Origin of the sequence: Diaphorobacter sp. LR2014-1 (assembly GCF_002916785.1) — a bacterium.
In the GTDB taxonomy this organism is placed as follows: Bacteria; Pseudomonadota; Gammaproteobacteria; order Burkholderiales; family Burkholderiaceae_C; genus Diaphorobacter; species Diaphorobacter nitroreducens.
In genome coordinates this window covers 133,401-147,358 of the sequence record NZ_MTBE01000006.1, presented here as the reverse complement: position 1 = coordinate 147,358, position 13,958 = coordinate 133,401, and the positions used below count along the sequence as shown (strand labels likewise).

At 68.1% G+C, this 13,958-nt stretch carries 13 protein-coding genes and 1 riboswitch; of the genes, 2 read left to right on the top strand and 11 right to left on the bottom strand.

The genetic code is table 11. The features are described from left to right. Positions 1-51 precede the first annotated feature (51 nt). From BV908_RS07575 to BV908_RS07550, 6 genes are all read right to left on the bottom strand, one after another. Entirely contained in the window at positions 52-864 is an 813-nt protein-coding gene (locus tag BV908_RS07575; protein ID WP_011805040.1) for an IclR family transcriptional regulator, read from the bottom strand. Positions 865-1,099: 235 nt separating this feature from the next. Next, the gene (locus BV908_RS07570; protein ID WP_103737727.1) at positions 1,100-2,374 is read right to left on the bottom strand and encodes an acyl-CoA dehydrogenase family protein; all 1,275 of its coding nucleotides are present in this window, start codon (positions 2,372-2,374) and stop codon (positions 1,100-1,102) included. 31 nt (positions 2,375-2,405) lie between these two features. Beyond that, positions 2,406-3,491: a phosphotransferase gene (locus BV908_RS07565; RefSeq protein WP_103737726.1), complete on the bottom strand. Its 1,086-nt coding sequence runs from the start codon at positions 3,489-3,491 to the stop codon at positions 2,406-2,408. Positions 3,492-3,615: 124 nt separating this feature from the next. After that, entirely contained in the window at positions 3,616-4,335 is a 720-nt protein-coding gene (locus BV908_RS07560; RefSeq protein WP_047351330.1) for a Crp/Fnr family transcriptional regulator, read from the bottom strand. A gap of 202 nt (positions 4,336-4,537) precedes the next feature. Continuing rightward, positions 4,538-5,305 (bottom strand): enoyl-CoA hydratase, encoded by a 768-nt coding sequence (locus BV908_RS07555; RefSeq protein ID WP_103737725.1) that lies wholly within the window; start codon positions 5,303-5,305, stop codon positions 4,538-4,540. Between the two features lie 22 nt (positions 5,306-5,327). Continuing rightward, positions 5,328-6,848: a 3-hydroxyacyl-CoA dehydrogenase gene (locus BV908_RS07550; protein WP_103737724.1), complete on the bottom strand. Its 1,521-nt coding sequence runs from the start codon at positions 6,846-6,848 to the stop codon at positions 5,328-5,330. Positions 6,849-7,131: 283 nt separating this feature from the next. Between BV908_RS07550 and BV908_RS07545 the strand changes: the two genes are divergently transcribed. Beyond that, positions 7,132-8,976, top strand: a complete 1,845-nt coding sequence (locus BV908_RS07545; RefSeq protein WP_246867470.1) for a hypothetical protein — start codon at positions 7,132-7,134, stop codon at positions 8,974-8,976. Positions 8,977-9,006: 30 nt separating this feature from the next. Here the strand turns inward: BV908_RS07545 and BV908_RS07540 are convergent, their stop codons facing one another. From BV908_RS07540 to BV908_RS07525, 4 genes are read right to left on the bottom strand one after another with little or no spacing between them, the layout of a single operon-like run. After that, on the bottom strand, positions 9,007-9,936 hold the full coding sequence (locus tag BV908_RS07540; RefSeq protein WP_103737722.1) for a thiamine phosphate synthase: 930 nt from the start codon (positions 9,934-9,936) through the stop codon (positions 9,007-9,009). A 2-nt stretch (positions 9,937-9,938) separates the two neighbouring features. Then, on the bottom strand, positions 9,939-10,751 hold the full coding sequence (locus tag BV908_RS07535; protein ID WP_103737721.1) for a thiazole synthase: 813 nt from the start codon (positions 10,749-10,751) through the stop codon (positions 9,939-9,941). Positions 10,752-10,762: 11 nt separating this feature from the next. After that, the gene (gene thiS / locus BV908_RS07530) at positions 10,763-10,960 is read right to left on the bottom strand and encodes a sulfur carrier protein ThiS (RefSeq protein WP_103737720.1); all 198 of its coding nucleotides are present in this window, start codon (positions 10,958-10,960) and stop codon (positions 10,763-10,765) included. After that, positions 10,957-12,081, bottom strand: a complete 1,125-nt coding sequence (locus BV908_RS07525; protein WP_103737747.1) for an FAD-dependent oxidoreductase — start codon at positions 12,079-12,081, stop codon at positions 10,957-10,959. Before BV908_RS07525 ends, thiS begins: the two co-directional genes overlap by 4 nt. A gap of 60 nt (positions 12,082-12,141) precedes the next feature. Then, positions 12,142-12,264: riboswitch (TPP riboswitch) on the bottom strand. A 109-nt stretch (positions 12,265-12,373) separates the two neighbouring features. Here BV908_RS07525 and thiD point away from each other — a divergent pair. Further along, complete coding sequence (gene thiD / locus BV908_RS07520; RefSeq protein WP_047351324.1) at positions 12,374-13,225, top strand: bifunctional hydroxymethylpyrimidine kinase/phosphomethylpyrimidine kinase; 852 nt, start codon at positions 12,374-12,376, stop codon at positions 13,223-13,225. Positions 13,226-13,292: 67 nt separating this feature from the next. Here thiD and BV908_RS07515 read toward each other — a convergent pair whose 3' ends face one another. Then, positions 13,293-13,691 (bottom strand): SH3 domain-containing protein, encoded by a 399-nt coding sequence (locus BV908_RS07515; protein ID WP_250645006.1) that lies wholly within the window; start codon positions 13,689-13,691, stop codon positions 13,293-13,295. Positions 13,692-13,958: the final 267 nt, after the last annotated feature.

Below are 13,958 nucleotides of genomic sequence, written 5' to 3'. Positions count from 1 at the left end.
GGGTCGCATGCGTCTTGCGACACACCCGCCGGACGGCCGGCGTCAGGCCATTCAGGTCTTGAGCGGGCCGTCCAGGGCCGTGCGCTGCCCCGCCGTATAACCCAGCGCCTGGGAGATTTCATCGGCGGTGGACTGGAGCTTGGGCAGCCATCCGTCATCCAGTCGGTCAGCGGGCGCTGAAATTGACAGGCCTGCCACGAGCTGGCCCTGGTCGTCAAAGACCCCCGCCGCGATGCAGCGCACCCCGAGTTCCAACTCCTCGTTGTCCCGCGCAATGCCGTATTGGCGCGCCTTGCCCAGCTCACGTTCCAGGATGGGCAACTGGGTGATGCTGTTGCGCGTGTGCCCTGGCAGGCCGGTACGCGTGGCGTACGCGCGCACGCGCTGCGGATCGTCGGCCGCAAGGAAGAGCTTGCCCGTAGAGGTGAGGTGCAGCGGGGCGTGGCCGCCAATGGCGCGCACCACCTGCATGCCCGAACGCTCGCTGTAGGCGCGTTCCACGTACACGATCTCGTCCCCCTGGCGCACGCTGAGGTTCACCGGTTGCTGGATCTGCTTGTGCAATTGCCGCATGGGTGCCATGGCGGCGTCGCGCACGCTCAGGCGCCCCTTCACCAGATTGCCCAGCTCCAGCAGGCGCATGCCCAGGCGGTAGCTGCCCGACTCAGGACGGTCCACGAAACGGCCGATGGTCAGGTCATTGAGGATGCGGTGGGTGGTGGACGGATGCAGGCCCGTCTTCTCGCTGATCTCCTTCAGCGAGATGGCTTCCTCGCGCGAAGCGAGTACGTCAATCAACTGGAACATGCGCTCCAGCACCTGGACACTGGGTTTGGCGGGCGCGTCCGGCGAGTGTTTCTTCATGAGGCAGGGCAGAACCAAGGAACCGGTGATTTTATCTTGTGAAATGCCGCGCTGCTTTTACTCACTGGCTGTCTGGCCGGTCCGTGCCTTCCTCCGTGCGGCGCCAGGCCTCGTGCAGGGAGCTGCCGCAGCGAAGACTTGAACGCAGGTTGATAAAAACTTGCGGCCTAGCCACCCCAATGGGTAGGCCAGGCCGGGACCGGATCTTCAACTGCGGAGCAAGGTCCCGCTGCGCTCAAGCGCCGCGGGTGACCGGTTGGGCAGCACCACGACCGTAGGTGCCGTACTTGCCCAGTTCCCATTTGGCAATGGCGTTGCGGTGCACCTCATCCGGGCCGTCGGCGAAGCGCAGGGTGCGCGCGTTGGCATAGGCGTAGGCCAGCGGGAAATCGTCGCTCACGCCGCCGCCGCCATGCACCTGCATGGCCCAGTCGATCACCTGGCAGGCCATGCTGGGGGCGACGACCTTGATCATGGCGATCTCGGTCTTTGCGACCTTATTGCCCACGGTGTCCATCATCCAGGCGGCCTTGAGCGTGAGCAGGCGCGCCATGTCGATCTTGCAGCGGGCTTCGGCAATGCGTTCCTGGGTCACGCTCTGTTGTGCCAGCGTCTTGCCGAAGGCCACCCGGTTGCTGGCGCGGCGGCACATCAGTTCCAGCGCGCGCTCGGCCTGGCCGATCAGGCGCATGCAGTGGTGGATGCGCCCGGGGCCCAGGCGTCCCTGGGCGATCTCGAACCCACGGCCTTCGCCCAGCAGGATGTTGTCCACCGGCACGCGCACGTTCTCGAAGAGGACTTCGGCGTGGCCGTGCGGCGCATCGTCATAACCGAACACGTTGAGTGCACGCACCACCGTGATGCCTGGCGTATCGGCTGGCACCACGATCATGCTTTGTTGCGAGTGCTTGGGCGCCTCGGGGTCGGTCTTGCCCATGGTGATGAACACCTTGCAGCGCGGGTCGTTGGCGCCGCTGGTCCACCACTTGCGCCCATTGATCACGTAATGGTCGCCCTGGCGCTCGATGCGCGTTTCGATGTTGGTGGCGTCGCTGGAGGCGACATCGGGCTCGGTCATGGCAAAGGCCGAGCGCATGCGCCCTTCCAGCAGCGGCTTGAGCCACTGGGCCTTGATGGCCTCGGACCCATAACGCGCGATGGTCTCCATGTTGCCCGTGTCGGGGGCCGAGCAGTTGAACACCTCGCTGGACCACAGCACGCGGCCCATGATCTCCGCCAGCGGCGCGTACTCGGCGTTGGTCAACCCGGCGCCTTCGTAGCCCGATGCTTGGGCGGTGTCCACCGGCAGGAACAGGTTCCACAGCCCCGCGGCCTGCGCCTTGGGTTTCAGGTTTTCGATGGTTTGCAGTGGTGTCCAGCGCCTGCCCGCGGCGGTGTTGGCCGCCATCTCCTCGGCATAGGCCTTCTCGGCGGGGTAGATGTGGTCGTCCATGAACTGGATCAGGCGCGCCTGCAGTTCCTTGGTCTTGGGCGAGTAATCGAAGTCCATGGGGTGCTTTCTCGTCAGTGGGGAAGGGGGATCAACTCTTTTGCGCGAAGGACCAGGCCAGCTGCGCCATGGGCCGTGCGGTGGCGCCAGCGGCCTTGGCCTGTGCGCTGGCGGCCGTGCCGGCCTCCACGCGCTTGGCAATGCCTTGCAGGATGGCGGCGATGCGGAACATGTTGTAGGCCAGGTAGAAGTTCCAGTCCCGGTGCAGCGCATCCACGTCGGTGATGCCGCTGCGTTCGCAGTAGCGCTGGATGTAGTCGCGCTCGCACGGGATGCCCAGCGCCGCCAGGTCCAGCCCGCCGATGCCCCGGCTCAGCGATGCGGGGATGTGCCAGCTCATGCAGTGGTAGGCAAAGTCCGCGAGCGGATGGCCCAGGGTAGACAGCTCCCAGTCCAGCACCGCGATCACACGTGGCTCGGTGGGGTGAAACACGAGGTTGTCAAGCCGATAGTCGCCATGCACGATGGACACGCGGGTTGCGTCGCGCGCGCTGTCGGGCATGTGCGCGGGCAGCCATTGCATCAGTGCGTCCATCTCGGCGATGGGCTGGGTGACCGAGGCGGTGTACTGCTTGCTCCAGCGCGAGATCTGGCGTTCGAAGTAATTGCCCGGCTTGCCGTAGTCCGCCAGGCCGCGCGCCGTGAAGTCCACCCGGTGCAGGGCGGCGATCACGCGGTTCATCTCGTCGTAGATCGCCGCGCGTTCGGCCGGCTGCATGCCAGGCAGCGACTGGTCCCACAGCACGCGGCCCTGCATGAACTCCATCAGATAAAAAGCGCGACCGATGACGGACTCGTCCTCGCACAGCGCAATCATGCGCGGCACGGGCACGTCGGTGCCGGCGAGCCCGCGCATGACCGCGTATTCGCGCTCGATGGCGTGTGCCGACGGCAGCAGCTTGGCCACCGGGCCGGGCTTGGCGCGCATCACATAGCTGCGCGTGGGGGTCACGAGCTTGTAGGTGGGGTTGGACTGGCCGCCTTTGAACATCTCCACCGTCAGCGGTCCGGCAAACCCTTCCACATGCTGCGACAGCCAGGCAGTGAGCGCGTTGGTGTCGAAGGCATGCTGCTCGGAGACGGGGCGTGTGCCGATGAAGTGCTCGAAGTTGCTCATGGGGATGGAGGGTTCTTTCAAAAAAGTGAGCTGCTTGCGCTTGTCAGCTATGGAATTCAAAGGCTTTTTACATGGAAACCATTGCGGGGCAAGCGCTGGAAGCTATGGTTTTTGTAAACCTGGCTCATTGGTTGGCTTCGGAGATGCGCATCAGCGCATCCCGGTCGCGTATCACGAGGCCGCCGGGCTCGATGCGGATGGCGTCCTCGCGCTCCATGGCCTTTAGCTCCTGGTTCACGCGCTGGCGTGACGCGCCCAGCAACTGCGCCAGTTCTTCCTGGGCCAGTTGCAGGCTGATGCGCACTTCGTTGCCGTCGGACAGGCTGGGCACGCCATAGCTGCGCACCAGGTGCAGCAACTGCTTGGCCAGCCGCGAGCGCAGGGGCAGGGTGTTGAGGTCTTCCACCAGCCCGAACAGCTGCCGGATGCGCCGCGCATGCAGCCGCAGCATGGCCTCGTACAGTTCCGAGTGCTGTGCAAGGATCTTCTTGAAGTCGGCCCGCGCCACGCACAGGATGGTGGTGTCGCCATGGGCGTAGGCATCGTGCGTGCGCCGGTCCCCGTCGAAGATCGCCACGTCGCCGAACCAGATGCCCGGCTCCACATAGGTCAGCGTGATCTGCTTGCCGGAGATCGAGGTGGAGCTCACGCGCACGGCGCCGCGCGCGCAGGCAATCCATTCCTCGGGCGGGTCGCCGCGTGCTGCGATGAGTGCGCCATCCTTGAAGCGTTTGACGTAGGAACATCGCAGTATGTCGTGGCGCAAAGAAGGGGAGAGGGAAGAAAACCAGCGACCTGAGTTGATCGCCTCGCGTTCATCGATGGTAAGAATCGGATCGTCCATGGTCTGTCGTTTGCGTGACTGGGTTGCAGTCCATTGTCGCGTGAGGGACCGGGGCGCGGGGAGCGGGCTGTCACATGGGCGTCCGCGGGCGCGCGCGTGCAGGCGCCGCTGCCGCGGAGCCAGCAATGCCATGGATGGGTTTGAATGAGACAAGCCGCCGGCGCTTGACCGTCAAGCGTTAGCAGCTATAAAAATAGTAGCTTTAAGCGCGTGGGTCGGCAGAAGCCGCCCGGGTTTCGCCCGCCGGGGCATGCTGGAGGTTGCGCACGAAGTGGCTGCGTTCCAGCGCGAGCTGTTCGGTGAGGCTGTGGTGTCGCGCCTCACTCACCAGTTCCTTGATGCTCGCCAGCGCATGGGGCGGGCCATCGTTCAGGCGCTGGGCCAGCGCCAGCGCCTCATGCAGGGCGCGGCCGGGATCGGCCAGCCGGTTGACCATGCCCAGGGACTGCAGTCGTGCGGCGTCGATGCGGTCGCCGCACATCAGGATCTCATGCGCCAGCGCGCGGGGCAGCATTTGCGCCAGGCTCCAGCTGGCACCGCCATCGGGCGACAGGCCCGCGTGAACATGGTTCATGGCAAACACCGCGTTGCGCGCGGCCACCATCAGGTCGCATGCCAGCGCGAGTGAAAACCCCGCGCCCTTGGCTTCACCCTCCACGGCGGCGATCACGGGCTTGGGATGGGTGCGTATCGCCTCGATCCAGTGGTGCAGCAGATCCAGGCCATGCACTTGCGCTGGCGCGCTCTGATGCCGCAACGCCTGCAGCCGCTGGGGGCTGCTGCCGGCGCTGAACAGGCCGTCCGCGCCCGTGATGACCACGCAGCGCACGTCGGGATTGCGCTCCGCCACGTTCAGGGCCTCGATGCCCGCCGCGCAGATCGCCGGCTCCAAGGCATTGCGCAGCTCGGGGTGGCGAAGGGTCAAGACCAGGGTCTGGCCCTGGCTGGTGCTTTGCAGTTCGGCGGGCATGGCGGCGCGGGTGGTTGCAGGGTCAGGGTTCTTCGTGCGTCAGGCTCAGGCCGATGGCGCCGCGCCGGCGCAGCCAGGGGCTGGGGCGGTAGCGCGGGTCGCCGTACACGGTCTGCATGTTGAAGAGCACTTCCAGGATGTTGGTGGGGCCCCAGCGGTCGCCCATGGCCAGCGGGCCCAGCGGGTAGCCCAGGCCCAGGGTCACGGCGGTCTCCAGGTCCTTGGGACTGCAGATGCGCTGCTGGCAGATGTCCGCGGCGATGTTGACGATGCTGGCCACGACGCGCTGTGTGACGAAGCCGCCGCTGTCGCGGATCACGCTCACTGGCTTGCCGTCGCGCGCGAACAGCGCGTGCGCGGCGTCGCGCATGTCTTCGCGTGTGGCGGGGTTGGTCGCCAGCACGCGCCGGCGGGTGGCCGCGTCGTCGATCAGCATGTCGATGCCGATGGTGCGTGCGGGGTCCAGGCGCTCCACCACGGCCACGGTGGTCACGTCAAAGCCGAGTGGCGCGACCAGTGTGAGCGCCTGGGCCGAGGGCGAGGTGCCCGTCTCGATCGTTGCCCCCAGGTCCTTGAGCAACTGGTAAAGCTCGGCGCGGCGGGCTGCGCGCGTGGAGACCCAGACCGGCGGGAGGCCCGATACCTCGGGCACCGGCGGCTCGGCCGGCAGCTCGGGCGCACCGTCCACGTAGCGGTAAAAGCCCTCGCCGGACTTGCGGCCCAGCAGGCCGCCGCTCAAGCGCTGCGCCGTGATCACGCTGGGGCGAAAGCGCGGCTCGTCGTAGTACTGGCGGTAGATCGACTCCATGACCGGGTGCGACACATCGAGCGCGGTGAGGTCCAGCAACTCGAAGGGGCCGAGCTTGAAGCCCACCTGGTCGCGCAGGATGCGGTCCACGGTGGCGAAATCGGCCACGCCCTCGCTCACGATGCGCAGCGCCTCGGTGCCGTAGCCCCGCCCTGCGTGGTTGACGATGAAGCCCGGCGTGTCCTGCGCCATCACCGGGGTGTGGCCCATGGCGCGCGCATAGCCGGCCAAGCGGGTGCAGACATGGGGGTCCGTGCGCAGGCCGGCCACGACCTCGACCACCTTCATCAGCGGCACCGGGTTGAAGAAGTGAAAGCCTGCCACGCGCTGTGGCCGCTGCAGCGGTGCGGCCACGGCGGTGATGGACAGCGATGACGTGTTGCTGGCCAGCACGGCTTCGGGCGAGACGATGGCTTCGAGCTGTTTGAGCAGTTCCTGCTTGGCATCCAGTCGCTCGACGATGGCTTCCACCACCAATTCGCAAACCGCGAAGTCGTGCAGCGACGTGACGGGCACCAGCCGCTGCACCAGGCCCGGCAACAGGCTCTCGTCCAGCCGACCCTTGTCCACCAGACGCTGCCACTGCTGGTGGATGTGGGTGCGGGCGGCGTCGGCGGCGCCGCCATGGGTGTCGTAGAGGTAGACCGTGCTGCCTGCCTGGGCGGCGATCTGCGCGATGCCGCGGCCCATGGCGCCAGTGCCCACGATGCCGATTGAAGTGAAGACCGTTTGCATGGCGGCAATTATCTAGCGCTATCGGATGCGACAGGGTTATGGCAAAATTTATAAACAAATTGAAACCATTGTGTTTATGCGTAACCTACTTGTCGGCGCCTGGATCTATGCCGCAGCGTTTGGGGCCAGCGCGCTTTCGCTTGGCGGCAGCCACGGCACAGTGGTTCTGGGGTCCACGATCGATCTCACCTTCGAGGTACGGCCCGATCCCGGCAAGACCGTCGCGTCTTCCTGCCTCGGGGCGCGGCTGGTCTTAGGCGCAACCACTGTCCCCGAAACGCGTGTGCATGTCACTCCCCTGGAAGGAGGCGCCATTCCGATGGTGCGCGTGCAGGCGCTCATTCCCGTGGATGAGCCGGTGCTGACTGCCACGCTCACCGCCGGCTGCGAAGGGCGTGTGTCGCGCACCTACACGTTCTTGGCAGACCCGCCCGGCACTGCACCCCCAGCGGCACGGCAGCCCATCGATCTGTCGCGCCTGGCGGTGCCCGCACCACGCGCTGCGCCGCAAGTGCGGAATGCATTGGGCGGCGAGGGGGAGGACGCACGCACGGTCCGGCGGCCTGGTGCGCAGCCGCGTGTTCCCGCGGCGTCCACGCATGCCCCGGCCGAGCGGGCGGCACGCCCATCGCGGGCAGCTAAGACCGCCACGACGCTGCGCACCAGCGCCAAAGTCTCGCCGCCCGCGGCTGCGGCGGCTCCCTCCCGCCTGGTAATGGAACCCCTGGATTTGGGTCCTGACAATGCGTCCGCGCTGCAGCTCACGCGCGAGCCGCCCCAGATGTCGCCGCGCCCCAGCGAGGCCTTGCGTGCGGAGTCGGCCGCGTGGTGGCAGGCGCTGGACACTTCGACGGCCCAAACACAGCGGTTTGAAGAGCGGCTCAAGAGGCTCGAGGCCGATGCGGCCGCGCAGGGCCAGCTGGTGGAGCGCGAGCGCGCAACGGCGGCTGAGCTGCGCGAGCGCCTGGCGCAGGTGGAGTCGCAGGGGTTCCCCGCGACCGTGGTGTACATGCTCGCGGGGCTGCTGGTGCTCGCGCTGGTCTGCATTGCCTGGCTGCTGCGCCGCACGCGGCGCGAGGCGCTGCAGGCATGGCGTGACTCGGTGGCACTCAGCGGTGGCCTGCGGGACGGGGCCGTGGCCGCGGAAGGCCCTGACGGCAAGCTCCGGCTGCAGGTGGAGCCGGATGCGCGCGATGTCTGGCAGCCGACGGCGCCGCCGCCGCAAGGGCCGGACAGTGGGCCGCTTCCGCTCACGCCTACTACCGCGCCAGTGAGTGCACCCGCGGCGGCTCCAGGCCCCGCGGTGGCGGCGCCGGCTGTGGAGCCCTTGCAGGCAAGGGCCCAGTCTGGTGTGCAGCCCGAGTCGCTGTTCGATCTGCAACAGCAGGCCGAATTTTTCACCTCGGTGGGCGAGCACGAGCAGGCGATCCATGTGCTGCGCCAATACATCGCGCAGCACGGCGAAGACTCGCCGCTGGCGCATCTCGAACTGCTGCGCCTGTACCACCAACTGGGGCGAACCGACAGCTTCGACGGCCTGCGCGCGCAGGTCGAGGAGCGGTTCAACGTACGCGTGCCTCCATTTGCACAGTTCCAGCAACTGGGCCGGAGCCTGGAAGAGCATCCCGAGGCGCTGGCACGGGTCGAGGCGGCGTGGTCCTCGCCCGAGGTCCTGGCCGTGCTGGAGGGCCTCTTATTTCACCGGGGACAGACGCAGGGCGAGGGGCCCTTCGACCTGGCGGCGCTGGACGATCTGCTGCTGCTGCTGTCCATCGCCCAGACCACGCCCGCACATTTGCGCGGTGCGCCGCCGCCCCGCGCGCGCACCACCCCGCGTGCCACGCCAGCGCTCCACCCGATGGGCGCGCAGGATGGGACGGGCCGGTCGCTGGACTCGATGGCGGCCGGCCTGGCGCTGCTGCCGGTGGATGACGGCTCGCCAGCATCCACTTGCGCCGCCGCGGTGGACGTGGACGTGTCCGGGCCGCCTCACATCACCCTCAGCGATCTGCCGCCCGTGCCCGTCACCCCGGCGCCCGCGCAAGGGCAGGCCGTGGGTTTTGGCATGGAAAACGACAAGCTGGAGTTGCGCTTCGAACTGGAGCAGTCGCAAAAGAACCGCTTCTGAAGCGCGAACGCCCCCCGTGCGCGGACGGGGCTATCGCCTGCCGGCGTCGATGGCCCGCATGAGCTGCGCCGCAGCGGCTTCCGGCTGATCGGCCGCCACCACGGCGCGCACCACGGCAATCGACCCCACTCCGGTGGCCAGCACTTGCGGGAACTGGGCCAGGCCAATGCCGCCGATGGCAACCAGCGGATAGCCGCGCATCAGCCGGGCATAGCCCGCCAGCCGCGCCACGCCCTGGGGCACTGTGGCCATTTTCTTGAGCGTGGTGGGGAACACCGCGCCCATGGCGATGTAGCTGGGGCTGGCCGCGTCGGCGCGCACCATCTCGGCGTAGCCATGCGTGCTCACGCCCAGGCGCACCCCGGACCCGCGCAGCGTGCGCAGCTCTTCGGGGCTCAGCGCATCCAGATCCTCCTGGCCCAGGTGCACGCCATAGGCCCCGGCCGCGATGGCCTGGCGCCAATGGTCGTTGATGAACAGCAGCGAAGCGGTGCCTTGCACGGCCTGCACTGCGGCGCGTACCTCGCGCGTGATGGCCGCAGGGTCGTCACTTTTGAAGCGCAGCTGCACCGTCGGCATGCCGGCCTGCGCCATGCGGCCCACCCATTGGGCATCGGGCAATACGGCGTAGAGACCCAGGTTCTGCGGGCAGGCTGCAAAGGGGTGCGCATGGGGGCGCGGCTGCAGTCCGAAGTCGGCGGGCTCGTCGGGCCACTGCGCCGGGTCGAAGCGGCCGGTGCGCCGCGTCTGCGCAGCCCAGGCGCGGGCCAGGCAGTCTGCGTCATGGGCGATGAAACCCAGGGCGCTGCAGGCCGCAAGGGCTGCGCGGTACACGGGGTCTTCCACGGTTGTCGCCGGCATCGGCTGCGGCGGGAAGTCCGCAAACGCCGACGCATGGTGCTGGCGGATGGCTTGCTCCATGGCGGCTGCAGAAGGCAATGGCGCGGCGGCTTGCGGCATGCTCAGTCCTGCGCGTGGTGCCAGAACGGCGTGCCCAGCACGGGCGTGCTGGGTTGCGCCGCCTCCTGCGGTGTCATCGCGCCGGCCATGCGGGCGGCGCGGCCTGCGGCCACGGCATCGGTAAAGGCGCCGGCCATTTGCACGGGGTCGGTCGCCAGGGCCACGGCCGTGTTGAGCAGTACGCCGTCGTAACCCCATTCCATCACCTGGCAGGCGTGGGACGGCAGGCCGAGGCCGGCGTCCACAAGCAGCGGCACGTCCAGGCGCTCGCGCAGCAGCTGCAGGCCATAGGGATTCACCGGGCCGCGGCCCGTGCCGATGGGCGCCGCCCACGGCATGACGGCCTGGCAGCCCACGTCCACCAGGCGCTGGCACAGCACCAGGTCTTCAGTGCAGTAGGGCAGCACGTAGAAGCCTTCGCGGACCAGTTGCTCGGCTGCCTGCACCAGGTTCAGCGTATCGGGCTGCAGCGTGTAGTCGTCGCCGATCAGCTCCAGCTTGATCCAGGGGGTCTCGAAGACTTCACGCGCCATATGGGCGGTGGTGATGGCTTCCTGCAGGCTATGGCAGCCGGCGGTGTTGGGCAGCACGGGCACCTGCAGGCGCTTGAGCAACTCCCAGAAGCTGCTGCCGGATTCGGCCGGGTTGCTGCCCTGGCGGCGCAGCGATGCGGTGAGCATCGCGGGCCGCGCGCGCTGCACGGCGGCCTCCAGCACGGCGGGGGACGGATACCGCGCGGTGCCCAGCAGCAGGCGGCTCTGGAACGCCTGGCCGTAGAGCACCAGCGTGTCGGGGGAGGATGTAGGACTGTTCATGAGCAATGGTTTCAACCGCCGGTGACCGGCGCAATGATTTCGATCTGGTCGCCGGACTGCAGCGCGTGCGCGGCATAGCGGGCACTGGGCACGAACTGCAGGTTCACGGCCACGGCAAACGGGGGCTGGGGTGCCAGGTGGGCCACGGCGTCGGCGACGGTGGCGCCATCGGGCACTTGCACGGCGTTTTGGTTGATGAATACGTTCATGTGTGCAGCGCAGCTTCGAGGTCGAGCTGCAGCGAGAGGTCGAATTCAGGGGCGAGCTCGGATTGTCCCGTGTTCAGCACCTGCATGACCACATCGAGCATGGCCGGCGCGATCATGAAGCCGTGGCGGTACAGACCGTTGACCTCCAGCACGCGATCCTGCACTACGCGCACGGCGGGCAGGTTGTCGGGCAGGGTGGGGCGGCAGTGGGTGGAGATCTCCAGGATACGCGCCTCGGCAAAGCCCGGGTGCACGGCGTAGGCGGCGCTCAGCAGCTCCAGCGTGGAGCGTACGCTGGCGGGCGACATGTCGTCGGATTCGATCTCGGTGGCGCCGATGACGAACAGGTGGTTCTCCTTCGGTGCGATGTAGATTGGGTAGCGGGGATGCACGATGCGCGTGGGGCGCTGCAGCGTCACATCGGGCGCGTGCAGGCGTACCACCTCGCCGCGCAGCCCGCGCAGTTGCGGCCATTGCGCACGCGCGCCCAGGCCCCGGCAGTCCAGCACCCAGTCGGGCTGGCCGGCCTGGCCGGGAGTGAAGTCGGCCGGCTGGCGCGCGCTGCCCCAATGCGTGACCACGCCCAACTGGTCCATGGTGGCGGCCAGCGCGGCCAGGGCCTGGCGGTTGTCCAATTGGCCCTCGCCGGGCAGGTACAGGCCCTGGTGGAAGCGCTGTGCGGCCGTGGGCTCCAGTGCAGCCACGCCAGCACTGTCCAGCGCCTGCATGCGCGGCAGCCCGGGCACCAGGCCTTGGGTCTGCTCGAACTTCAGGCGCATGCGCGCGGCTTCGGGCGCGTCCTGGCGGTGCCACAGGATCAGCGTGCCGTCATGTTGGAAGTACACCGGTGCGGCCAGCGGTGCCAGCAGCTCGGGCCAGCGCGCCAGCGAGTGCACGCCCATGCGCACCACGCCGGGCTCGGCCACGATGGATTCGGCCAGGGGGGCCACCATGGCGGCGGCCACGTAGGCTGCGGCGCCTTCGGCGGCACGGGTGCCTGCCTCGTGCACCTCAACGGCGTGGCCCTGGCGGGCGAGTTCGACGGCCAGCAGGCGGCCCATGAGGCCCGCGCCCAGGATGGTGACGCGGGAGGAGGAGCGAAGGGTGGGGAAAGTGTGCATCGTGTCCGTGATGAAAGGCCAGGCCAAACAACCAAAGGACAAAACGGGAGCGCGCGGCGCGCCGATGCTGTTGAAACTCCCCACGCCAGCATGACCTGGATCGGGTGCTTAGGGTATTTCTCAGTCGCCTGCCGCTTTCGTCAACACGTTGTTAGTGCGGCGGGGACACCCCTGTTTCGTCCGTGGCCGGCATTACAGCACAGGGGTGGTGCCCCTGTTGTTGACGTGGCGCAGGCTCTGGCGTTGCCGCGGCTGCGTTGAATGCGCTGCGGCTTGGCCGATAATTTTTGCCATGAACCAAGAGACACAGACGCCCGGCGGTGGCCGGCGCTATGCGCGCGTGTTGACCATCGCGGGCTCGGACAGCGGCGGCGGCGCGGGCATACAGGCCGACCTGAAGACCTTCAGCGCCCTGGGCTGCTACGGCATGACCGCGATCACCGCCATCACCGCGCAGAACACGCGCGGCGTGACGGGCATCCACGGCATTCCGCCCGAGATGCTGCGCGCACAGATCGACGCCGTGGTCGAGGACATCGGCGTGGACGCGGTGAAGATCGGCATGCTGCATTCGCCCGAGGTGGTGCAGGTGGTGGCCGACGCGATTCTTCGCCATGGCTTGCCCAACGTGGTGCTGGACCCGGTGATGGTCGCCACCAGCGGCGACCGGCTGATTGCCGAGGAGACCGTGGGCACGCTGGTGCGCGCGCTGTTCCCGCTGGCCGCCGTGGTCACCCCCAACCTGGACGAGGCCGGCTGGCTGCTGGGCCGCGCCATTGCCGACGAAAGCGCGCTGGACGCGGCCGCCACCGATCTGCTGGCGCTGGGCGCGCGCGCGGTGCTGCTCAAGGGCGGGCATCTGCCGGGCGACCGGGTGGTGGATGTGCTGGCCCTGCCTGGCGACGAGCGCCACCGCCTGGAAGCTGCGCGCATCGTCACGCACAACGGCCACGGCACGGGCTGCACCTTGTCGTCGGCGATCGCTGCGCACCTCGCATTGGGCCAGCCGCTGGCGCAGGCGGTGCGGTTGGCTCGCCAGTACATTCTGGGCGCGATCGCTGCCGGGGCCGATGTGCGCACCGGCCACGGCCACGGGCCGCTCAACCATGGCTATGCGCCGGTGGCGCAGCGTGTGATCGAGTAACGGGCGGCTGAGGGAGCGCCGGGCACCGCGCGCGCCACAGGCCCACACCGCCGCGGCACCCGAAATATCACCAGCCCCAGGTCAGGCGCCGGGCCACCCAGCCCTTTTGCCCGTCTTCGCGCTGCACCCGGGCCCAGCTACCCGACTGGCCCAGGCTGCGCACCACCTCATGCTGCTGCAGCTTGCCCACGGTCTTGTGCTGCTGGCCGGGGCCGGCGCGCAGGTTGGCGACGCGTGCCGTCACCACGCGGTGCGGCGTCTTGCTGGTCAGCGGCGCGTACACCCAGCCGAGCGGCTCCTCGAAATCCCGCACTTGGAGCCAACGGCCCTTGCGCTGCTGCACCTGCAGCGGATAGCCCCGGCCCAGCTCCCACAGCGTCGCCGAGCGGGTGCTGGGTTTCTCGCGCACGTTGACCGCATTGCCCTTGATGCTGACGAACTCGCGCGCCTGCACGCCGGCGGGCATGAGCAGGGGCAGGGCCAGCGCGGCGGCGGCCAGGGCTTTGGATAGGATGCGATGCGGCAGGGGCAGTGCGAAGGGCACGGGGTGATCTCCTTGGAGTTGGAACTGAGGGATGACAACCCCCAGGTGGAGGGCCGCCCGCGTGCGAAGTTCCGGCCGTTTCAGGCGCGAACCGATGGCCGAAACGTCAATTGCTATGAAAAATAGAGCTGCCAGCGCAATCTACAAGCCATTCTTAGACAGCTTTCTATTTGGAAACAAGGCAGAACG